Below are 21,143 nucleotides of genomic sequence, written 5' to 3' on the forward strand. Positions count from 1 at the left end.
TTGCGCGGCCCCGGGAGGTGGCGGGTGGGGCTAAACCACGGCCACAGCGCGGTTTTCCGGGCGCTGGTGCCCACTGCCGGTGGCCCTTTTTTGCTAGGCTTGACGCCCCCTTGACGCGCGGCCTCCCCCACCGCGCCATCCTCACCGGACCCTTTTCCCAGATGTTCAAAAAGTTCCGCGGTCTGTTTTCCAACGACCTGTCCATCGACCTGGGCACCGCAAATACCCTCATTTTCGTGCGCGGCCAGGGCATCGTGCTCAACGAGCCGTCGGTGGTCGCGGTGCGCCAGGACCGTTCCGGCGGGCAGAAGGTGGTGGCCGCGGTCGGCAGCGAGGCCAAGCAGATGCTGGGCCGCACGCCGGGCAACATCACCACCCACCGGCCGATGAAGGACGGCGTCATCGCCGACTTCACCTACACCGAGGAAATGCTCAAGCACTTCATCCGCAAGGTGCACAAGTCGCGCCTGCTGCGGCCGAGCCCGCGCGTGCTGATCTGCGTGCCGGCCGGATCCACCCAGGTGGAGAAGCGTGCGATCAAGGATTCCGCGCTGGAAGCCGGCGCACGCGACGTGTCGCTGATCGAGGAGCCGATGGCGGCCGCGATCGGCGCCGGCATGCCGGTCACCGAGGCCCGCGGCTCGATGGTGGTCGACGTCGGTGGCGGCACCACCGAGGTCGCCGTGATCGCGCTCAACGGCATCGTCTATTCGCAGTCGGCGCGCATCGGCGGCGACCGTTTCGACGAGTCGATCATCAATTACGTACGCCGCAACCACGGCATGCTGATCGGCGAAGCCACCGCGGAGCGGGTCAAGATCGAGCTCGGCTGCGCCTATCCGCAGGACAAGGTGGAGGAGACCGAGATCTCCGGCCGCCACCTCGCCGAAGGCGTGCCGAAGATGGTCAAGATCAATTCCAACGAGGTGCTCGAAGCGTTGCGCGAGCCGCTGATGGGCATCGTCGCCGCGGTGCGCCAGGCGCTGGAGCAGACCCCGCCGGAGCTGAGTGCCGACGTCGCCGAGCGCGGCATCGTGCTCACCGGTGGCGGCGCGCTGCTGCGCGACCTCGACCGCCTGATCAGCGAGGAGACCGGCCTGCACGTACAGGTGGCCGATGACCCGCTGACCTGCGTGGCGCGCGGTGGCGGGCGCGCACTGGAACTGCTGGACCTGCACGGCAACGAGTTCTTTACTGCGGATTGAGCGTCTCTTCCGCTGAGGAAAGGAGTCGGGGCCGCTCCGGGATATTCCGGTGCGTTACCTCCGACTCCGGAGCCCCTCTCCCGTCCACGGGAGAGGGGTTGGGGTGAGGGCGGAAGTCGTGCGCGTTTCCCTCACCCCGTCCCTCTCCCGCAGGCGGGAGAGGGGGAGTTGGTGCCGTGCGGGAGTCGCTTCGATGACCGCATGGTTATCGTGTTGGTTCTTCTCTGCGGAAACATTCGGATAATTCTGGGGTGTCCTACAGTCCTGCTGCGCCCCGCTCCGGTGATGTCGCCGGCACGCTCCGCCTCCTAGCCTTCCTTGCCATCTCGGTCGGTCTGCTGGTGGCCGACCACCACGGCGAGTGGCTGTCGCGCGCACGCGCGCAGGCCAATGTCGCCATGCAGCCGCTGTGGTGGCTGGCGGGCCTGCCGTCACGCCTGGGGCGCAACGTGCGCGAGGATGCGGTCACCCGCGGCCTGCTGGCCGAGGACAACCACCGCCTGCGCAACGAACTGCTGGTCGCCAATGCGCGGCTGGCGCGGATGCAGGCCGACGCGGCGGAGAACCAGCGCCTGCGCGCGATGCTCGACGCCACCGACGATGGCCGCATGGACGTGCAGCTGGCGCCGATCCTCGACATCGACCTCGACCCCACCCGCCAGCGCCTGACCCTGCGCGCGGGCAGCCGCGAGGGCGTGCATGTCGGCCAGAGCGTCATCGACGCCGGCGGCGTGCTCGGCCAGATCATCGGCACCACGCCCACCACGTCCACCGTACTGCTGCTGACCGATCCGGACCATGCGATCCCGGTCGAAGTGGTGCGCACCGGCGTGCGCCTGATCGTCTACGGGCAGGGGCGCGCCGACCTGCTGCGGCTGCCGAACGTGCCGCTGTCGAGCGATGTCGAGCCCGGCGACGTGCTGGTGACGTCGGGCCTGGGCGGGCGCTTCCCGCCCGGGTTCCCGGTCGGCCGGATCGCCACGCTGGCGCCCGATGACAGCCGCGCGTTCCTCGTCGGCGAGGTGATGCCAACCGCCCAGATCGACCGCGGCCGCGACGTGCTGCTGCTGCGCGAAGGTCGTGGCCCGTTGCCGGCCGTTGCCCGCCGGGCGGCGGGCTGGACCGCGGTTGGCGCCGGCGTGGCGCGCGGTGGCGACGTCGACCCCGCCACCGCCGCGGCCGCAGCGGCGCCGGCGGCACCCGCGGAGGCCGCGCCATGAGGCGCGCGCGCAACAGCTGGGTGTTGCCGGTCAGCGTGCTGCTGGCGCTGCTGCTGGGCCTGCTGCCGTTGCCCGAATTGCTGCAGCCGCTGCGTCCGTACTGGCTGGCGCTGGTGGTGGCGTACTGGGTGATCGAGGGCGAAGGCCGACAGGGGCTGGGCTTCGCCTTTGGCGTCGGCCTGCTCGCCGACCTCGCCTTCGGCAGCCTGCTCGGCGAGCAGGCGATGCGGCTGGTGATCCTCGCCTTCATCCTGCAGCGCTTCCGCAACCAGCTGCGCTTCTTCCCGGTGCCGCAGCAGGCGCTGGCAATCGGCGGCCTGCTGCTCAACGACCGCGTGGTCAATGCAGCGGTGCACCTGGCAATGGGCATTCCGCAACTGCCGTGGAGCTACTGGCTGGCGCCGCTGATCGGCATGCTGCTGTGGCCGCCGCTGTTCGTGCTGCTGGACTCGCTGCGCCTGAGCCGCCGGAAGGCCGGCTGAGATGATGGCGGTGCGTCAACAGCGTCGTGTGCGCAACCCGGGTGCGGAAGCCGAGCAGTTCCGCCGCCGCGCGCTGATCGGCTTCGTCGGCGTGGTGCTGGCGATGGCTGGCCTGGCGGGTTGGTACTTCAAGCTGCAGGTGATCGACCACGGCGACTACGTGCGCCGGTCCGAGGCCAACCGGATCAAGCCGCGCCCGGTGGTGCCGGGCCGCGGGCTGATCTACGACCGCCAGGGCCGGATCCTTGCCGACAACGTGCCGGCCTACCGCCTCGAGGTGACGCCCGAGGAGGCCGGTGACCTCGACCGCCTGCTCGACGGCCTGGGGCAGATCTTCGTGCTCGACCCGGCCGAGGTCGAACGCTTCCGCGCCGAGCGGCGCGTCAACCGCGGCTTCCGTGCGCTGACGTTGAAGCTGCGCGTCAGCGACGACGAGGCCGCGCGCTTCGCCGTCGACCGCTGGCGCTTCCCCGGCGTGGAGGTGGTGCCCTATCTCAACCGGCGTTACCCGTACGGGGCGCTGTTCGCCCATGTCATCGGCTATGTCGGCCGTACCGACGAGGACGACGTCGGCCGCTACGGCGGCAACCAGGTGCTCTATCCGCACACCGGGCGCACCGGCCTGGAACGCTCGTACGAAGAGGCACTGCGGGGTGCGATCGGCTACGAGCAGGTGGAAACCAATGTCGAGGGGCGCGCGCTGGCCACCCTGGGGCGGGTGCCGGCCACCGCCGGTGCCGACCTGCGGCTGAGCATCGATCTCGACCTGCAGCAGGCGATGGTGGATGCCTTCGGCGACATGCAGGGCTCCGCGGTCGCGGTGGATCCGTCGACTGGGCAGGTGCTGGGCATGGTCAGCCTGCCGAGCTTCGATCCGAACCTGTTCGTCAACGGCATCTCGCACACCGATTACCGCCAGCTGATGGATGATCCCGCGCGCCCGCTGTTCAACCGCAACGTGCTCGGTGGCGGTCCGCCGGGCTCGACGATCAAGCCCTTCGTCGCGCTGGCCGGCGTCGACAGCGGCCTGCGCACGCCCACCGACGGTGTGTTCTCGACCGGCGAGTTCTTCATCCCCGGGCAGCGCCGCGGCTACCGCGATGCGTCGCGCGGCGCCGGCTGGACCGAGCTGCGCGATTCCATCTCGCGATCGGTGAACTACTACTACTACAAGCTCGCCTACGACATGGGCATCGAGCGCTTCGCCGACTACATGCACCGTTACGGCTTCGGCCAGCCCACCGGCATCGACCTGGTCGGCGAGAACACCGGCGTGGTACCGTCGCTGGCCTACAAGGCCAGCCGCAGCCGCGAGCCGTGGTATGCCGGCGAAACGGTGATCGCCGGCATCGGCCAGGGCTACTGGATCGCCACCGCGTTGCAGCTGGCACGCGGGACCGCGGCGATCGCCAACGGCGGCGAACTGCACCCGCTGCGTCTGGTGGCCGAGCGCAAGACCGCCTACGACCAGCCGTGGAGCCCGGTCGCCGGGGAACCGGCGCCGCGCATCAGCGACAACGCGGCGCACATCCGCGCGGTGCAGGAAGGCATGGAGGCGACCATCCACGGCCGCGGCACCGCCACCCGCATGGCACAGGGCGCGAGCTACCGGATGGCCGGCAAGACCGGCACCGCGCAGCGGATCGGCCGCCGCGGCGCCGCCAACCTCGATCCGCGCACGCTGCCCTACCACCTGCGCCACCAGGCGCTGTTCGTCGGCTACGCGCCGGCCGAGCACCCGACCATCGCGCTGGCGGTGGTGGTCGAACACGGCGGCTACGGCGGTGCCACCGCGGCACCGATTGCCCGGCGCATCTTCGACGCCTGGGTGTTGCGGCAGGGAACGGACGCGATCGGCGCGCCCGCGATCGCCGTCGGCCCCACCGGCGTGGAGGGCACCGCGCCATGAACATCATCCTGCGCTGGCTGCTCGACCTCCTGCAGCGCTTCACCCGCACCCTCGACTGGCCGCTGCTGGCGGCGCTGGTCGCGCTGATGGGCATCGGCCTGGCCGTGCTCTACAGCGCCGGCGGCCACAGCCAGGCGATGCTGACCGCGCAGGCGCTGCGCTATGGCGTCGGCCTGGGCGCGCTGTGGCTGCTGTCGCGGGTGCCGCTGGTGGCACTGCGCGGGATCACCCCGCTGGGCTACGCGCTGTCGCTGCTGCCGCTGGTGGCCGTGTTGTTCATGGGCACCGGCCGCCATGGCCAGCACTGGATCAACCTCGGCGTGTTCTACCTGCAGCCTTCCGAGCTGATGAAGCTCAGCCTGCCGATGATGACCGCGTGGTACCTCAACCGTGCGCCGCTGCCGCCGCGCTTTACCGGGGTGCTGGCAGGGCTGGCCATCGTCGGCCTGCCGACCGGGCTGATCATGCTGCAGCCGGACCTCGGCACAGCGGTGCTGGTCGCCGCCAGCGGCCTGTTCGTGCTGTACCTCGCCGGGATGTCGTGGTGGTGGTTCGCGGCCGCGCTCGGCGCGCTGGCGGCGGCGGCGCCGGTGGCGTGGTTCTGGCTGCTGATGCCCTACCAGAAGGACCGCCTGCTGATGTTCCTCGATCCCGAGCAGGATCCGCTGGGCGCGGGCTGGAACATCATCCAGTCCAAGATCGCGATCGGCGCCGGCGGCCTGCGCGGGATGGGCTGGGGGCAGGGCAGCCAGTCGCATCTCAACTACGTGCCCGAACACACCACCGATTTCATCTTCGCGGTGCTGGCCGAGGAATTCGGCTGGCTCGGGGTGATGGTCACGCTGTCGCTGTATCTGTTCGTCGTCGCGCGCTGCCTGTGGATCGCGGCGCAGGCGCGCGACGGCTTCGGTCGCCTGGTTGCCGGTGCGCTGGGGCTGTCGCTGTTCGTCTACGTGCTGGTCAACGGCGGCATGATCTCCGGCCTGCTGCCGGTCGTCGGCGTGCCGATGCCGCTGCTGTCGTACGGTGGCACGGCGGCGGTCTCGCTGCTTGCGGGGCTGGGCGTGGTGATGTCCGTGCGTGCGCATGGCGGTGCACGCCGCGCGTGACCCGTGCGGGCTCCACCGCGACAGCCTGAACATCGCGCGCATCCGCGGTTCGACCCTCGCAACGTGCGTGCTAACCTCGCGTCGATGACCCGACGCGCCCCTGTTTTCCGCGGTTTCGCCGCGAGCCTGCTGCCCTTCGCCCTGGTCGCCTGCGCGACACAGGCCAACCCGCCTCACGTCGATCAGGCGCCTGCCAGTGCACCGGTCGCGGCCGAACCGGCACTGCTGCCGCCGGTTCCACAGCCACCGGAACGCCCGGTCGCGCCGGAGTCGGTGACCGATCCGGCGATCCCGCGCGAGCAGCGCATCGCCAATTTCGTCGACTACACCGCCAGCACCTACGGCGTCGAGCCGCAGCGCATCCGCGAGGTGCTGGCACAGGCGCAACTGCGCCAGCCGATCCTCGATGCGATGTCGCGACCGGCCGAAGCGGTCCGTCCGTGGCGTGACTACCGGCCGATCTTCATCAACGACCAGCGCATCAACGGCGGCATCCGCTTCTATCGCGAGAACCGTGCAGCGCTCGACCGGGTGGCGGCGGAAACCGGCGTGCCGGCGGAGATGATCGTGGCGATCATCGGCGTGGAAACCAGCTACGGCCGGGTCACCGGCAACTACCGCGTGCTCGATGCCCTCTACACGCTGGCCTTCGACTTCCCGCGCCGCGCGCCGTTCTTTGCCGGCGAACTCGCCCAGTTGTTCGCGCTGCAGAAGGCGGAGCCGCAGCTCGACCTGCTCGCGCTCAAGGGCAGCTATGCCGGCGCGATGGGCATGGGCCAGTTCATGCCGTCGAGCTACCGGCTGTGGGCGAAGGACGGCGACGGCGATGGCCGCCGCGACCTGCTGACCCACCTGCCCGACGTGTTCGCGTCGATCGCCAACTATTTCGTCATCCATGGCTGGGAGCGCGGCGCGCCGGTGGTGGCACGCGCGGACCGTGCAGCGGATGCGGAGGACTTCCGTCCGGAGACGGTCGATCCGGTGCATCCGCTCGCCACGCTTGCCGCGCGCGGCTACACCCCGCGCGCCGGCGAGCCGGTCGCGGAGGGCGCCACGCTGATCAGCCTCGATGGCGACAGCGGCCCGGAGTACTGGCTGGGCTACCGCAACTTCTACGTCATTACCCGCTACAACCGCTCGCCGATGTACTCGCTGGCGGTGCACCAGCTGGCCCAGGCGATACGCGCGGGAGCGGCCGGGCCATGAGGTGGCTGGCGGCTGCCGGTGCGGTGTTGCTGCTGGGCGCCTGCAGCGGTGCGCCACGCAAGGCCCCCGCGCCCGACGCCGCCCCCGGGTCGCGCCCGCCGCCCGCCGCTGCGGGTACCGCGCGGCGCTCGCCATACGCGCCGGCGCAGGAGGATCCGGGCAAGCGCGGTGACTACGTGGCCGGCGGCCTGTACGCGCCGCACATCCGCGACAGCGCGCCCGATTACGTTCCCGACGTCGATGCCATCCCCGAGCCCGACGTGGTCGACGAGCCGCGCTCGGCCTACGGCAACCGCAGCCCGTACCAGGTGCTGGGCAAGTCGTACCACGTGCTCGACGACACCACCGGTTTCAGCGAGCGCGGCCGGGCTTCGTACTACGGCAACAAGTTCCACGGCCGGCGCACGTCCAACCTCGAGGTGTACGACATGTACGCCTTCACCGCGGCACACAAGTCGTTGCCGCTGCCGAGCTTCGCCCGGGTGACCAACCTGCAGAACGGTCGTTCGGTGGTGGTGCGCGTCAACGACCGCGGACCGTTCCACGAGGGTCGGGTGGTCGACCTCAGCTGGGCGGCGGCGGTGAAGCTCGACATGCACCGCGCCGGTACCGCGGAGGTCGAGGTGGTCGCGCTGAGCCCCGGCGAGAATGCCCGCCACGACGGCGGCCGCTACGCGCAGGCGCTGCCGCCGGCGGCGCCGGAGCTGGCGACGCCTTCAACGGCCGTGCCACCGGCGACGAGCGCAATCGACCGCGTGGTGGCCGCGCTGCCGATGGCCAGCGCGCGTGCCGGCGAACGGCCGGCACCTGCCGCCAGCGCCGAAGTCACCCCGGCGCCGGCCGGCGAGTGGCGTTTCGACATGCACCAGAACGGCCGCGCGATGAGCGCCGACGAGTTCGATGCCTGGATGAAGGAGCGGCAGATCCGCGTCGCCACCGGACGCCCGGCCACCCCGCCGGCGCGTGCCGCAGCAGCCGCCACCACGTCGCCGCCGCCCGCTGCTGCGCCGAGCCAGGCCCAGGCGACCCCCGCTGCGGCGACCGGCGCAGCCGCGGTGATCCTGCAGGTGGCCGCGTTCGGCGCGCGCGACAATGCCGAGCGCGCGCTATCCATGCTGCGCGGTGCCGGGGTCAGCGAGGCCCAGCTGGTCGATGGCGTCGCTGCCGGCAAGCCGGTCTGGCGCCTGCGCGTGGGGCCGGTCGCCTCGCACCAGGTCGCCGAACTGACCGCCCGTTGCGCCGGCCTCGGCTTCGGCCAGCCGCAAATCGTTCGCGAGTAGACTCTCGCTCCGCCCGTTCGACCAGGCCGGCCGGGATGGCCGCCTGCCAGGAGTCCCCGCTGTCCATGAGCCTGTTGTCCATGAAACTTCCGATCCGCCCCGCCGCAGTCCTCGTTGCCGCGCTGGCCGCATCCGCGCTCGGCTTCGCAGTCGCGCAGACGCCGGCACCGACCCCTGCCGCGCCCGCCGCGCTCAGCGAGGCGATGCCCGCACCGCCGCCGCCGGCGATCACCGCCTCGGCGTGGGTGCTGATGGATTACGAGACCGGGCAGGTCCTTGCGGGTGAGAACGCCGATCAGCGCGTCGAGCCCGCCAGCATCACCAAGGTGATGACCAGCTACGTGGTGGCCGCCGAGATGGCTGCCGGCAAGGTCGCCGCCACCGACCAGGTGATGATGAGCGAGAACGCCTGGCGCAAGGGTGGGGCACGCACCGACGGCAGCTACAGCGGCTTCCCGGTCAACCAGACCGCGTCGCTGTTGGAGATGGAAAAGGGCATGGCGGTGCAGTCCGGCAACGATGCCGCGATCGCGCTGGCCGAGCACGTGGCCGGCAGCGAGGACGCGTTCGCCGCATTGATGAACGCCTATGCGCAGCGCATCGGCCTGAAGAACAGCCACTTCGTCAACTCGCATGGCCTCAGCGAGGAGAACCACTATTCGACCGCACGCGACCTGGCCCTGCTCGGGCGCGCGATGGTCCGCGACTACCCCGAGGAATACGCGCACAACAGCATCAAGGAGATGACCGTCAACGGCATCACCCAGCGCAACCGCAACCTGCTGCTGTGGCGCGACGACAGCGTCGACGGCATCAAGACCGGCCACCACTCCGCCGCCGGCTACTGCCTGATGTCCTCGGCCAAGCGCGGCGACCAGCGCCTGATCGCGGTGGTGATGGGCTCCAGCAGCGAAGCGCAGCGCGCGACCGATTCGCTCGCGCTGCTCAACTGGGGCTTCCGCTTCTTCGAAACCCACAAGCTCTACGACGCCGGCGCCGCGATCAGCACCCAGCGCATCTGGAAGGGCCGCGAGGATGAACTGCAGCTGGGCCTGGCCGAGCCGCTGGTGGTCAGCCTGCCGCGCGGCCGGTACCAGCAGCTGAAGCCGACGATGGATGTCCCGGCCACGCTGGTAGCGCCGGTGGAGCAGGGTGCGGCGGTCGGCACGGTCAAGGTCAGCCTCGATGGCGAAGTGATCGCCGAGCGTCCGCTGGTCGCGTTGCAGGCGGTGGAACAGGCCGGGTTCTTCAAGCGCCTGTGGCACGAATTCCTGATGTGGTGGAACGCCGACTGAGCCACCTCATGCCCGGCCGCCTGCGTGGCGGCCGGGCGATCGCCGCCGCGTGACCGCGCCGGCTTGATCTCGTCGCCGCGGATGGCATGATGCGCGGCAGGGGGCAGGATGCCCACCCGGAGCTGCACGCATGGATGCCATCGCCGCACGCAACGCACTGGCCCGACTGGCCCGCATCGACGATGCGACGCGGCTGTACCGGCTCGACCTCGCTTCCGATGCCCCGTTGCTGGTCGAACGCTGGCAGGGCGACGAGCGCCTGTCGCACGGGTTCGAATGGCAGGTGGACGTGCTGTCCACCGATGCCGGCCTGCCGCTGGAGGGCTGGCTCGGCCGCCCCGCGCGCCTGCTGACGCGGCTTGCCGACGGCGGCGAGGCCGTGCGCAGCGGCCTGGTACGCGAAGCCGTGCTGCTGGGCGCCGACGGTGGCCTTGCACGGTATCGGCTGCAGCTGGTGCCCTGGACTTGGCTGCTGACACAGGGCCGCCACAGCCGCGTGTTCGAGGACCGCAGCGTGGTGGAAATCGTCGAAAGCGTGTTCGCCAGTTATGCACCACTGGCACGCTGGACCCTCGCCGACGAGGTGGCCGGCTTCCTCGCCGACGCCCGCCCACGCAGCTACTGCGTGCACTACCGTGAGTCCGACTTCGACTTCGTGTCGCGGCTGCTGGCCGAGGAAGGCCTGGGCTGGCGCATCGAGGAGAACGCCGACGCGCCCGCCGGGCATGTGCTGGCGCTGTTTGCCGACAGCACTTTGCTGCCCGAGGACGCGTCTTCCGCCGCGCAGGGCGGCATCCGCTTCCATCGCAGCGATGCCACCGAAGCACAGGACAGCATCCTCGCGATCGGGCGCCGGCAGCGGATCGGCAGCGACCGGCTGACGGTCCTCAGCGACGACTACAAGCGTGCCCGCGCGCTCGGTGTCGAACTGCCGATGCGCAGCGTTGCAAACGACGTCGCACTGGAGGCCTACGACCCGGTCGGCCCCTACGCGTTCGCCGACGCCAACGAGGCGCAGCGCTATGCGGGCCTGATGGCGCAGGCCGACGAAGCGCAGCGCGACACCCACGTGGGCGAGGCCACCGCGCGCACCCTGCGTGCCGGGACGTGGTTTGGCCTCACGCAGTCCGCCGGTGGCAGTGCCGACTCCCAGGAGCTGGTGCTGACCCGCGTGCGGCAGCTGGGAATCAACAATCTGCCGGTCGACCTGCGCGAGCAGGTGCGTGAGGTGCTTGGCGACACCCGGGCGAACGCCGGTTTCCCGGCGTCATTGCACAGGCAGGCCGAGGCGGTCGGCTACGCCGCGCGCTTCGACGCCGTGCCACGCGGTCTTGCCTGGCGTCCGGTACTGGCCGACGGCACCGGCACGCGGCTCAACCCACGGCCCACCGCGCCGGGCTACCAGACCGCGATCGTCGTCGATGGCGAAGGGAACAGTTCTCCCTCGGGCGGGCAGGAAGTGCATTGCGACCGGCTCGGCCGGATCCGCGTGCGCTTCCACTTCATGGACGATGCCGACCGCGACGCCGGGGCGGCGCGCGCCTCGTGCTGGCTGCGGGTCGCCCAGCGTTACGCCGGCCCGGGCGTCGGTGCGCAGTTCCTGCCCCGGATCGGCCAGGAAGTGCTGGTCGCCTTCATCGATGGCGACATCGATCGGCCCGTCGTGGTCGGCGCGCTCTACAACGGCCGAGGCGAGGCCGGCGTGCCGGCGACACCCGGCGGCAAGCGCGCCGACGCCGACAGCAGTGCCTACGCGCAAGCGTCCGACCACCGCCCCAGTGCACAGGCCAACCTCGCCGGCGGCCATGCGCCGCCATGGCACGGCATGGGCGGCGGCGACGACGCGCATCGCCATGCCGGTGCGCTGTGGGGCATCCAGTCCAAGGAATGGGGTGGCGGCGGTCACAACCGGCTGCTGTTCGATGACAGCGACGGGCAGCTGCGCCTGCAACTCTCCACCACGCACGCGTGCAGCCAGCTCAACCTCGGCCACCTGGTCCACCAGGCCGACAACTACCGCGGCAGTTTCCGTGGTGAAGGTTTCGAACTGCGCACCGACGCCTGGGGCGCGGTGCGTGCCGAACGCGGGCTGTGGCTGAGCGCGTATGGCGTCGACAACGCCTCGCCCGCGGGCACCGCCGTCGCCCCGGCCGCACTGCTCGACCAGCTCGCGCGGCTGGGCGAGACCTTCTCGCGCGCCGCCACCATCCACCAGACGGTGAAGCTTGCTGCGCATGATGGGGTGCAGCAGGCGGAGCAGTCCGCGCTCATTGCCGACCAGGCCCCGCTGGCCGCATTGCGGGCGTCCGTGCGCACCACGGTGCCCGGCGCCGCCTGGAATGACGCCGCCAGCGCGGCCGCCGAGCGCAGCCCAGCCGCAGGCGCGAATCGCGTACCGCATACCGGAGATGCGATCGTGGGCCTTGCCGCTCCCGCCGGCATCGGACTGATCGCCGGACAATCACTGCACTGGAGCGCCGGCGAAACCATCACCCTGGCCAGCGGCGGGGCCAGCAATCTTGCCGTTGCCGGCGACCTGCGCATCCACACCGGCCAGGCCATCGGCCTGCTCGCCGCGGCGGTCGAAGGACAGACCGAAGCCAACACCCTCAGCCTCGTCAGCGGCGAAGGCGAGCTCGACCTGCAGGCGCAGAACGACCAGGTCCGCCTCCGCAGCCGCGACCAGCTCCGGATCGTCAGCGCGAACGCCGAAGTCGACCTCGCCGCTGGCAGGACCATCCACCTCGCCACCGCCGGCGGCGCCAGCCTGACCATCGAAGGCGGCAACATCACCATTGCCTGCCCGGGCACGATCAAGGTGCATGCGGCGAAGAAGAGTTTTGTGGGGCCGACGAGCCTTGAGCGCGAACTCGTGCAGTTCCAGCCGGTCTGCATCGATTGCATTCTGAAAGCGGCCATTGCCGGCACACCGGTGGTGCCCCTGTGAACCCCCTCCCCGATCTCTGGAAGCATCGTGTTGCCACCCATCCGGAAGCGGCGACATTTGTATTGATCGACGCTGCAATGCAGCCGCTGCTCGCCAACCGCGTAACGGCACGGACCGAGGCCCGATCTCTCCTGCCGCAGGCGCCGAAGGAGGCACGACACCTCGGCCCCTGGTTGCTTCCGGCCGCGATCGCGACAGAGCTCGGCATCGATGGATGCGGACGCGGCATCAACTGGTTACTCAGTGGATATGAGATGGATGCGCTTGCGACGCACCTGGCGAACTGGACATCAGTCGCGCTCCCTGACGAAGCCTCCTGCTGCTATGTCCGTATTGCGGATGGACGCGTGCTGCGTTCGCTGGCAATGATCTGGTCGCCGCGGCAGGCGGCGCTGTTCTTCGCCCCATTCGCCGCCTGGTGTATTGCTGATCGCGATGGAATGGGCGCGTGCGTCTCCATTTCCGTGCCCGAAGCCGTGCAGACGCGGATTGCCAACCCATCTGATGCCCGGCTAAGCCGGGACCAGTATCGCTGCTTGCTCGATGCCTCGGCGGCTGACCAACTGCTGCAGGACTTGAAAGGGTTCGTACAGTTGCACCCGGACTGGGGCAGTTCTGAATCAAGATATCGAGCCGCCGCCGATGCGTTGCAACTCGCGCGCAGATTCGACTACGAAGATCCGGAAGACGCAATGACCATCGTCGCGCGCGTCCTCCATCGCGGTGCGGCCCAGCTGACGACGTTAGCTGATCATCCTGCGGTCATCGCAAGGCGGCGGGGCGCCAGGTTCTGGGCTGCGCTCATGGAGGAACCCAATGCTTGATCGCACCGTAGTCGTCCTGCTCGGTGTCCTGCTCGCGGCATGCGCACCTGCAGTCGACGACGACACCCTGTTCGGCAGTAGCGTCACACCGATGGATCATGATCCGAGTCTGACCTACGTCAACGATGTGTTCATCGACGGTAACTGGGTGGGGTCGGCAGGCACTGGGGGCAGTACCGTTGCCAGTGGCATCACGTTGCCGGTCAAGTGGCGGCCTGGCCTCACTGCCGTCGTGAACTGGGAGCGATGCGAGCCATATGGAAAGAACTGTGTAAAGCACGAAAAGGTCGTGTCGATCCATCCGTACGACAAGGTCGGCAGAACGCACCTCCACATCCTGGCAGGTGACGAGGTGCTGATAATTCCCAGCATGCTGGCCCCAAGCCATCCTGATTATCCTGGGCCGGGGTATCCGACGAAGGATTTTCGCCGAGACATAGTGAATTCCGGACTGCTCAAGGACGAACATGAGTGATCACGCCTACACCCCGGAAGCCGCCCCGGCACCACGTCACGGAAGGCCGTCTGCATCCAGGCAGTGCGAACCCGGAAGGACTTGTCGCCTCAAGCTGAGTTTTTCGATCTTCTTCGACGGCACGCGTAACAGCAAGTATCAGGACGTGCCCAGCGGCTCTCACAGCAACATTGCGCGGTTGTTCGAGGTCTGCGAGGAACGGCCAAGCGCTGGTGTTTATCGGCTGTACGTGCAGGGCGTCGGCACGCCGTTTGCGGACATTGGCGAGCCCGTGCCGCACGAGTACGGCGCGTCGATGGGTGCAATGGGTGCGCCACGCATTCGCTACGCACTTCTTTATGTCGTAAACCAGATCGCGCAGAAGGTGTCTGACCGATATATCGTTCCTGGGAACCCGAGAAGCATTGCCGCAGCGGTCTCAAGCGCCTCACTGCTTCCGCGCTGGCGGCGCCAGCTGACCCACATGCTCACCGCATCGGAGAATCCAAAGATCGATGAGATCGTTTTCGATGTGTTTGGGTTCTCGCGCGGAGCCACTGCGGCGCGATCGTTCGTACACCAGCTCAAGCGCAACTTCTGCGACGTGGACGGCATCTTCTGCGGTGTGCCGATGCGTATCCGCTTCCTCGGGTTGTTCGATACCGTCGCCTCGGTAGGATTGGCAGACTCAGCCCCTGCGCCAGGCGTGGAAGGACACCAGGACTGGGGCGACGAATCGCTGTTGACCATTCCGGACGACGTCGAGCAGTGCGTGCACATGGTCGCCGCACACGAGGCACGCGCGTCGTTCCCGCTGGACTCGGTGCGGCGTGCAAGGGGTGGATACCCGTCGAGGTGCGTTGAGATTGTGTATCCAGGAATGCACTCCGACGTTGGCGGCGGATATGGGCTGTACACACAAGGCAAGGGCACGCTGTTGCCGAGCGGCGGCCTACGCCAGTGGCAGTCCGACAAACTGTCTCAGATCGCGTTGAACGAGATGTATCGGCGCGCGGTTGCGGCCCGGGTTCCATTGATCGCTGACGACATACTCAAGGCCGAGAATCGGTGGGGTGACTTCGAACTAAGCCCCGAACTGCAACGCAGCTACGCTGCTTATCAGAGCGCCCTCGGCATTCCAGGCTCGGCACCACTGCCGCAACAGATGCTGGCGCATCGGCGGCTGTATCTCGGTTGGCGCAAGCAGGTATTGGCCAAATCGACGTTCGACAACTTGCACTTCGTCCGCCGTGCCGGACGGCAGGAGCAGATCGACATGATCGCGGCGAACGACGAATTACGACGACACTTCGCAGCCTTCGCCGAATTCCCCAGGCAGCAGGAAGCGTACATGCAGCGTTTGCGCGGACCTTCGACGCGCGAGCTGGCGCCACCGAAGCCGCCGCTGGGATGGGAGTTCAAGGAAGACTGGGACCGCGCGCCCGCCGTGACAGAGGCTGTGGCGTCGTTCTTCGCACAGTACGTGCACGACTCACGCGCGCACTTCCTGCTCACCGACCCGCAATCGGATCACGATCACCAGATCATCCGCAATCGTCTCGAGGCAAAGGATCGGGACTATCGTCGGCGCCTGGAGCAGCACGCTCAGGACGTTGCCGCCTACGAGCGTATGCATGGCGAAAAGGAGCGCGCCTACCTGACGCGCGGCGAGTACTCGGGTTACACCGCGACCACGCTGCCGCATCGGCCGGTCCACCCACGGGATCCGCTGAGTACCAAGCAACGGGAGAATCTGCAGACCTACCGTGCCGGTCGTTATCCGATCTACGACGATGACAACCCAGCATCCGCGTCCGATGGCACCGCCGGCGTGCTGGACGTGATTGCCGCGATGAGTCGGCGTCGGGAGATGGGCTGGACGTACCTGCACAAGCGACAGCTGTTCGCGCCCGGCCGACTTCGATACTAGCTTTCCTCGGACCGAGCTGAGCGGAGGCTCTCCGTGAAGTAGAGATGTCTGATGCATACGCACGAACCACACACACGTCAAAGGAGATGACCATGGAACACAGCAAGCCCTCTGCCGCCTTTGTCGGCGCATCCTGGTTCGCATTGCTTCTGGGCGCCAGCGCCTACCTGATCGGGCTGTGGAATGCGCAGATGCAGCTCAATGAAAAGGGCTACTACTTCACCCTGCTGTTGTATGGATTGTTCGCCGCGGTGTCGGTGCAGAAGAGCGTGCGCGACCGGATGGAGGGAATTCCGGTGACCAACATCTACTACGGTCTGTCGTGGTTTGCGGTGATCTCGGCGCTGCTGTTGCTGTTTATCGGCTTGTGGAACGCGGGTCTTGCGTTGAGCGAGAAGGGTTTCTACGGCATGGCATACGCACTGAGCCTGTTTGCAGCGATTGCGGTGCAGAAGAGCACCCGCGACAGCTTCGGGGATGAATCGAAGTCACACGGCGAGCGCAGGTTCTTCCGACGCTCGGCAGAAGTAGATAACTGATCGGGTTTGTTCGCGGCGGACGCAGGCGCCTTTGTGGGAGGGCACTCATGGCGCCTCACCAACACCGCGCGCGCCTCATGCTCGTTGCACGTTGCGCAGCGCTATGCAGGTCCCGGCGTGGGCAGCCAGTTCCTGCCACGGATCGGCCAGGAAGTGCTGGTCGCCTTCATCGATGGCGACATCGATCGGCCCGTCGTGGTCGGCGCGCTCTACAACGGCCGAGGGCGAGGCCGGCGTGCCAGCGACACCCGGAGGCAAGCCCGCCGACGCCGACAGCAGTGCCTACGCACAGGCGTCCGACCACCGCCCCAGTGCACAGGCCAACCTCGTCGGCGGCCATGCGCCGCCATGGCACGGCATGGGCGGCGGCGACGACGCGCATCGCCATGCCCGCGCACTGTGGGGCATCCAGTCCAAGGAGTGGGGTGGCGGCGGTCACAACCGGCTGCTGTTCGATGACAGCGACGGGCAGCTGCGCCTGCAACTCTCCACCATGCACGCGTGCAGCCAGCTCAACCTCGGCCACCTGGTCCACCGGGCCGACAACTACCGCGGCAGTTTCCGTGGTGAAGGCTTCGAACTGCGCACCGACGCCTGGGGCGCGGTGCGTGCCGAACGCGGGCTGTGGCTGAGCGCGTATGGCATCGACACCGCCTCGCCTGCGGGCAGTGCCGTCGCCCCGGCCGCCCTTCTCGACCAGCTCGCGCGGCTGGGCGAGACCTTCTCGCGACCCGCCACCATCCACCAGACGGTGAAGCTTGCCGCGCATGATGGGGTGCAGCAGGCGGAGCAGTCCGCGCTCATTGCCGACCAGGCCCCGCTGGCCGCATTGCGGGCGTCCGTGCGCACCAATCGGCACACAGCGCCGGGTGGCTTCTGCATCGGTGATGTGCGGTTGTGGCTGCGTGGCGACGACGAAGAGGCGGAGCTCTCCTATGTAGGACAGGTGGGCGGTATGCCGGTTGTGCTGCATTTAGACATCAACACGTTCGGGCAGCCACCGGAGGAGCCCTCGCTCATCCGGCGTGGCGAGTCGAACCTCGAGGGTCCGGGCGTCAAGCCGCATCGCCTGCGGCCGGGCGCGTACTGGTCGCGGGCGAGGCAGGTGAGGAATGGCTGGGTGCGTTCATGGAGGACGGCCGCCGTCCGCATGGGTTCTACGCGGAGTATGCGGTGCAAAGTCCGATGCCAGCTGCCCCTCGCGTTCTGATCAGCCTCACCACTGGCCGTGAAAACCATACAGGCGGTGATCCGCAGATGGCCGATGAGACGGCCATCGCGCTCTAGGATCGGATCCTCGGATCGATCCCGAAGTAGGCAGCTTGGACTGGCCCCGAAAGCGGCCCGCTATGTCCACCAGAAGCGGGTAACGTGGAAGAAAACCGGTGCCGCGAAACACACTGAGTCCAGGCGATCCAGCATGCCGCCATGACCTTCGATCATGTGGCCCCAATCCTTGATGCCCCGGTCCCGCTTGATTGCCGACATCACCAGGCCGCCAAAGAAGCCCATGAGGTTGATCACGAGGGCTAGAAAGCCTGCCTGCAGAGGCGAAAACGGGGTGATCCACCACAACGCTGCCCCCAGCAACGACGCGCTCGCAACACCTCCTACGAATCCTTCTATGGTTTTCGAAGGAGACAGGCGCGGCGCGATCAACCGGCGCCCGAACAGTTTTCCCCACACGTACTGCAGCACGTCGGACGACTGCACCACGATTACCAGGAAAGCGATCAGCAGAAGGTTGCGGCCTTCGTACCCCGAGATGGGAAGGTTGAGCAGTGCCGGCACATGCGAGATGCAGAACACGCTGATCATCAACCCCCACTGCACCTTTGCCGTACGCTCGAGATAGCCGGTTGTGTCTCCACCGGCGGTTGCCAGGATTGGCAACAACAGGAAGGCATAGACCGGTATCAGCAGGGTGTACATGCCATACCAGTCCGCAAAGACCAGCCAGTACTGGTAGGGCAGCACCACGTAGAAAGCCGCAACCAATGCATAATAATCGCCGCGGCGCGTCGGGGTGAGGGTGATGAATTCGCGCAGGGCGAACAGCGATACCGCGGCGAACAGGACGATCACGCCGGTTCGGCCGCCCAGGAACGCCAAGCCCACGACGGCCGCCATCGCCCACCAGGCGCGGATACGCGAGGCAAGGTTGTCGAGGACGGCGCTAGGTGCGTCTACGCGCCAGCGCAAGGTCTCGGCGACGAGGGTAGCGAACAGCAGTGCCGCGGCGATGCCGGCAAAGAGCAATGTGCTATCTGGAGCACTGCGCAAGCTGTCGATCACCGGTCTATCTCTGAAGTCGATGACGCAGCGCTTGCGCCGGGCAACGTCTCGCCGTCCAGTGCAATCAGTGCTCGGCGTGCACGGTCGAGGAAGGCTTGTTTCTCCTCGTCCGCGGTCAGGCGCAGCGGAGCCCCGAAACGCGCGGTGCACAGCAACGGCAACGGTAGCAGTTGCCCCTTGGGCATCACTCGACGAAGGTTGTCGAGCCAGACCGGGATGAATTCCAGTTCAGGCCGCTTCCGTGCCAGGTGATAGATGCCGCTCTTGAACGGCAGCACACCCTCGCCGGTGTTTCGGGTGCCTTCGGGGAACAGGATCAGTGACGCGCCTTCATCGACGGCCTGGCAGAGCGTCTGGATCGGATCCTCGCTGCGGCGGCCAGGATCGCGCTCGATGAGGACGGCGTTGAATACGTTGCGGATCACGTAGCGGCGTAGCCAGCCCTGGGTCCAGTAATCTGCCCCTGCCACGGGACGGACGTCTCGGCGCAGAGCCGCCGGCAGGGCCGACCAGATCATGACGAAGTCTCCGTGGCTGGCATGGTTGCCGTAATAGACCCGATGTCCGGCAGAGGGTATCGAGCCTTGCCAGAGCGCGCGGGCCCCGGTCAGCGTGCGGATGGCGCCGCTGAAGCCACGTGCGATCAACGCATCCAGCATCACAGCACTCCTTGGTGGCGCAGGCGCAGAGCCAGCAGGCAGGCACTGCCCAGCAGCCCCGCCTGTATCGCCAGCAGGCAGGCTTGGAGCACCAGCCATTGCTTGGCTCCCTTCCAGCGCTGCGGCCAATTGCGACCAGCCCGCTGCGGTGGAAGCAGACCCAGTCGGAGTAGGGCCGCATCCAACTCGCGTGTGGCTAGCTCAGGTCCCAGCGGCGCGACTGCTTCAAGCAGTTCGGTGTCGATGTTCGTTCGAGCCGCGCAATAACCTTGTGCGAAGGCGGTGGCGAGGCTCGCGGAAATCAATGCACAGACCGCCAGTCCGGACCATGAAGAGAACCCTGCAACGATAGATAAGAGCCACGTGCCGGCCAGGATCGCCATCACCAGAGAAATGATGGAAAGTCCGCGGCCGCGCCGCAGAATGGCCGCCATCAAATGGAAATCGACAGGGGTCATCCGGCCCGCTCCCCGGTGGCCCCGGAGGTCCGCGGCGCCTCCCACGACAATGCGTGGAGCAGACGACGATGTGCCGTACCCAGTACGATCTGGCGACGTGCGATGCGTACCCGGGCAATGGCTTCGTCCGGGTCTGTGGCGGACCCATCACGCAACAACCAGGCCGCCACCGAGACGGCACTGCGTGAGTAACCCAGTGCGCAGCACACCAGGACCGGTCCATGTTGCCGCGCTGTCCGGATGGCGTCGGCTGCTGCCAGCAGCTGTGCTGACGACGGCATGACGAGATCGAGCATCGGCACGATGCGATCACCGGGGCGGGCGCCCCCGGGGAGCGGGAGTTCCGCACAGACGTCAACGACGATGAAGTCTTGGCGCGACGACTGGCTCGGGATGCGGCCAATCCAGACACCCCCGGCAACCTCGACCGGGCCCGGGTGACGCAGCGTCCAAAGGCGCGAGTTGATCCAGGCGACGAGGAAATACGGGGCATAGAGCCAGCGTGCAGCCAACGACATGCGGCCATCGGCGCGCTTCTGGAAACCGGCCGGGCCGAGGAAAGCGTAGTTCAACGCGACCATCGCCAGCGACAGTGCCGGCCACCACGCCCACAACCACGTTCCGCCTTGCGCCATGGCAAGCAGCGCACAACCGGCTGAGCCCGCGAGGTAGGCCATAGCCAATCGCAAACGCGCGTGAGCACGCGAAAAGCGCACCGCATACAGCGGCGAATGCTTTTCCCCCGGCAACAGCCAGATACAGAGCCAGCCTGCTGCCAATCCTGAGGGGACATCGATGAAGTGGTGTTGCCAGGTAGTCAGCACGGACACGCACACCAGCGCGAACCACGCGTGTAGCAGCCAGCGCGAAGCCCCTTGGAGATGCCGCGCATACAGCGTCCAGAGAATTATCGTCAGCGCGATATGCAGCGAGGGAGCCTGGTTGTAGGGACGGTCGAAACTCTCCAGAGCCGCAAACATGTGCCCCGGTAGTCCATCCACCGGTGGCCGGTCAAAACTGAAAGCCAGTGGCCAGATCAGAAAGCAGACTACCGCGAGGATCTGTGCCGACAACAGGCGCAGGCAATGGGTATCGAGTTCGTTTCGGGTGCGGCACACGAACAGGGAGGCCACATAGAAGGCGTTGGTGGTCCAGTACGGGATGATCGTCCATGCCACGAACGGGATCTCCTGTTCCCAGCCGAAGAAAACACTGGGGACGCCGTCCCGGCGGGCTGCCATCGCGTTGGCGAAGCCATAGCTTGCGTAGAAGAAGGGCCCTAGCAGAGCCAGCCAGGCGATCGCACGGCGCCAAGGGCGCGGGTCCATGGA

17 protein-coding genes and 1 pseudogene are annotated in these 21,143 nt (G+C 67.8%); 14 read left to right on the forward strand and 4 right to left on the reverse strand.

Annotated elements, in window-relative coordinates:
• Positions 1 to 161: 161 nt before the first annotated feature.
• The 14 genes and pseudogenes from E5843_RS01680 to E5843_RS14295 form a co-directional block, all read left to right on the forward strand.
• Entirely contained in the window at positions 162 to 1,205 is a 1,044-nt protein-coding gene (locus E5843_RS01680; RefSeq protein ID WP_134675116.1) for a rod shape-determining protein, read from the forward strand.
• Positions 1,206 to 1,456: 251 nt separating this feature from the next.
• On the forward strand, positions 1,457 to 2,425 hold the full coding sequence (mreC, locus tag E5843_RS01685; protein ID WP_136411637.1) for a rod shape-determining protein MreC: 969 nt from the start codon (positions 1,457 to 1,459) through the stop codon (positions 2,423 to 2,425).
• A complete protein-coding gene (mreD, locus tag E5843_RS01690) occupies positions 2,422 to 2,907 on the forward strand; it encodes a rod shape-determining protein MreD (protein WP_134675114.1) in 486 nt (161 codons plus the stop codon). The genes mreC and mreD overlap by 4 nt, the downstream gene beginning before the upstream one ends.
• A 10-nt stretch (positions 2,908 to 2,917) precedes the next feature.
• A complete protein-coding gene (gene mrdA / locus E5843_RS01695) occupies positions 2,918 to 4,816 on the forward strand; it encodes a penicillin-binding protein 2 (RefSeq protein ID WP_136412995.1) in 1,899 nt (632 codons plus the stop codon).
• Positions 4,813 to 5,925 carry a rod shape-determining protein RodA gene (gene rodA, locus E5843_RS01700; RefSeq protein WP_134675113.1) on the forward strand — a complete coding sequence of 371 codons (1,113 nt, stop codon included), beginning with the start codon at positions 4,813 to 4,815 and terminating at the stop codon, positions 5,923 to 5,925. Before mrdA ends, rodA begins: the two co-directional genes overlap by 4 nt.
• Positions 5,926 to 6,009: 84 nt before the next feature.
• Positions 6,010 to 7,131 carry a lytic murein transglycosylase B gene (gene mltB / locus E5843_RS01705; protein WP_136411638.1) on the forward strand — a complete coding sequence of 374 codons (1,122 nt, stop codon included), beginning with the start codon at positions 6,010 to 6,012 and terminating at the stop codon, positions 7,129 to 7,131.
• The gene (locus E5843_RS14495) at positions 7,128 to 8,411 is read left to right on the forward strand and encodes a septal ring lytic transglycosylase RlpA family protein (RefSeq protein WP_134675111.1); all 1,284 of its coding nucleotides are present in this window, start codon (positions 7,128 to 7,130) and stop codon (positions 8,409 to 8,411) included. Before mltB ends, E5843_RS14495 begins: the two co-directional genes overlap by 4 nt.
• Positions 8,412 to 8,491: 80 nt before the next feature.
• Positions 8,492 to 9,706: a D-alanyl-D-alanine carboxypeptidase family protein gene (locus tag E5843_RS01715; protein ID WP_136412996.1), complete on the forward strand. Its 1,215-nt coding sequence runs from the start codon at positions 8,492 to 8,494 to the stop codon at positions 9,704 to 9,706.
• Between the two features lie 130 nt (positions 9,707 to 9,836).
• On the forward strand, positions 9,837 to 12,653 hold the full coding sequence (locus E5843_RS01720; RefSeq protein ID WP_136411639.1) for a type VI secretion system Vgr family protein: 2,817 nt from the start codon (positions 9,837 to 9,839) through the stop codon (positions 12,651 to 12,653).
• The gene (locus E5843_RS01725) at positions 12,650 to 13,477 is read left to right on the forward strand and encodes a DUF4123 domain-containing protein (RefSeq protein WP_141065593.1); all 828 of its coding nucleotides are present in this window, start codon (positions 12,650 to 12,652) and stop codon (positions 13,475 to 13,477) included. The genes E5843_RS01720 and E5843_RS01725 overlap by 4 nt, the downstream gene beginning before the upstream one ends.
• Positions 13,470 to 13,952 (forward strand): DUF3304 domain-containing protein, encoded by a 483-nt coding sequence (locus E5843_RS01730; RefSeq protein WP_141065594.1) that lies wholly within the window; start codon positions 13,470 to 13,472, stop codon positions 13,950 to 13,952. The genes E5843_RS01725 and E5843_RS01730 overlap by 8 nt, the downstream gene beginning before the upstream one ends.
• The gene (locus tag E5843_RS01735; RefSeq protein WP_141065595.1) at positions 13,945 to 15,861 is read left to right on the forward strand and encodes a T6SS phospholipase effector Tle1-like catalytic domain-containing protein; all 1,917 of its coding nucleotides are present in this window, start codon (positions 13,945 to 13,947) and stop codon (positions 15,859 to 15,861) included. Before E5843_RS01730 ends, E5843_RS01735 begins: the two co-directional genes overlap by 8 nt.
• 92 nt (positions 15,862 to 15,953) lie before the next feature.
• Positions 15,954 to 16,400, forward strand: a complete 447-nt coding sequence (gene yiaA / locus E5843_RS01740) for an inner membrane protein YiaA (RefSeq protein ID WP_136411642.1) — start codon at positions 15,954 to 15,956, stop codon at positions 16,398 to 16,400.
• Positions 16,401 to 16,466: 66 nt separating this feature from the next.
• A pseudogene (locus tag E5843_RS14295) lies at positions 16,467 to 17,271 on the forward strand (type VI secretion system Vgr family protein); the annotation flags it as partial.
• Positions 17,272 to 17,747: 476 nt separating this feature from the next.
• Here the strand turns inward: E5843_RS14295 and E5843_RS01750 are convergent.
• Genes E5843_RS01750 through E5843_RS01765 form a run of 4 tightly spaced genes read right to left on the reverse strand, consistent with a single transcriptional unit; the run spans position 17,748 to position 21,140 of the window.
• On the reverse strand, positions 17,748 to 18,716 hold the full coding sequence (locus E5843_RS01750; RefSeq protein ID WP_166816040.1) for a phosphatidate cytidylyltransferase: 969 nt from the start codon (positions 18,714 to 18,716) through the stop codon (positions 17,748 to 17,750).
• Complete coding sequence (locus E5843_RS01755) at positions 18,692 to 19,354, reverse strand: lysophospholipid acyltransferase family protein (protein ID WP_136411643.1); 663 nt, start codon at positions 19,352 to 19,354, stop codon at positions 18,692 to 18,694. Before E5843_RS01755 ends, E5843_RS01750 begins: the two co-directional genes overlap by 25 nt.
• On the reverse strand, positions 19,354 to 19,812 hold the full coding sequence (locus E5843_RS01760; RefSeq protein ID WP_141065596.1) for a hypothetical protein: 459 nt from the start codon (positions 19,810 to 19,812) through the stop codon (positions 19,354 to 19,356). Before E5843_RS01760 ends, E5843_RS01755 begins: the two co-directional genes overlap by 1 nt.
• The gene (locus tag E5843_RS01765; protein WP_141065597.1) at positions 19,809 to 21,140 is read right to left on the reverse strand and encodes a phosphatase PAP2/dual specificity phosphatase family protein; all 1,332 of its coding nucleotides are present in this window, start codon (positions 21,138 to 21,140) and stop codon (positions 19,809 to 19,811) included. The genes E5843_RS01760 and E5843_RS01765 overlap by 4 nt, the downstream gene beginning before the upstream one ends.
• Between the last annotated feature and the right edge of the window lie 3 nt (positions 21,141 to 21,143).

The sequence above is a fragment of the Luteimonas yindakuii genome, from assembly GCF_004803715.2.
In the GTDB taxonomy this organism is placed as follows: Bacteria; Pseudomonadota; Gammaproteobacteria; order Xanthomonadales; family Xanthomonadaceae; genus Luteimonas; species Luteimonas yindakuii.

Excerpts from the sequence above, each read along its gene's own strand:
- E5843_RS01680 (WP_134675116.1), top strand. The coding sequence starts at position 162 with ATGTTCAAAAAGTTCCGCGGTCTGTTTTCCAACGACCTGTCCATCGAC.
- mreD (WP_134675114.1), top strand. The coding sequence starts at position 2,422 with ATGAGGCGCGCGCGCAACAGCTGGGTGTTGCCGGTCAGCGTGCTGCTG.
- rodA (WP_134675113.1), top strand. The coding sequence starts at position 4,813 with ATGAACATCATCCTGCGCTGGCTGCTCGACCTCCTGCAGCGCTTCACC.
- mltB (WP_136411638.1), top strand. The coding sequence starts at position 6,010 with ATGACCCGACGCGCCCCTGTTTTCCGCGGTTTCGCCGCGAGCCTGCTG.
- E5843_RS14495 (WP_134675111.1), top strand. The coding sequence starts at position 7,128 with ATGAGGTGGCTGGCGGCTGCCGGTGCGGTGTTGCTGCTGGGCGCCTGC.
- E5843_RS01715 (WP_136412996.1), top strand. The coding sequence starts at position 8,492 with ATGAAACTTCCGATCCGCCCCGCCGCAGTCCTCGTTGCCGCGCTGGCC.
- E5843_RS01720 (WP_136411639.1), top strand. The coding sequence starts at position 9,837 with ATGGATGCCATCGCCGCACGCAACGCACTGGCCCGACTGGCCCGCATC.
- E5843_RS01730 (WP_141065594.1), top strand. The coding sequence starts at position 13,470 with ATGCTTGATCGCACCGTAGTCGTCCTGCTCGGTGTCCTGCTCGCGGCA.
- E5843_RS01735 (WP_141065595.1), top strand. The coding sequence starts at position 13,945 with ATGAGTGATCACGCCTACACCCCGGAAGCCGCCCCGGCACCACGTCAC.
- yiaA (WP_136411642.1), top strand. The coding sequence starts at position 15,954 with ATGGAACACAGCAAGCCCTCTGCCGCCTTTGTCGGCGCATCCTGGTTC.
- E5843_RS01755 (WP_136411643.1), bottom strand. The coding sequence starts at position 19,354 with ATGCTGGATGCGTTGATCGCACGTGGCTTCAGCGGCGCCATCCGCACG.
- E5843_RS01760 (WP_141065596.1), bottom strand. The coding sequence starts at position 19,812 with ATGACCCCTGTCGATTTCCATTTGATGGCGGCCATTCTGCGGCGCGGC.
- E5843_RS01765 (WP_141065597.1), bottom strand. The coding sequence starts at position 21,140 with ATGGACCCGCGCCCTTGGCGCCGTGCGATCGCCTGGCTGGCTCTGCTA.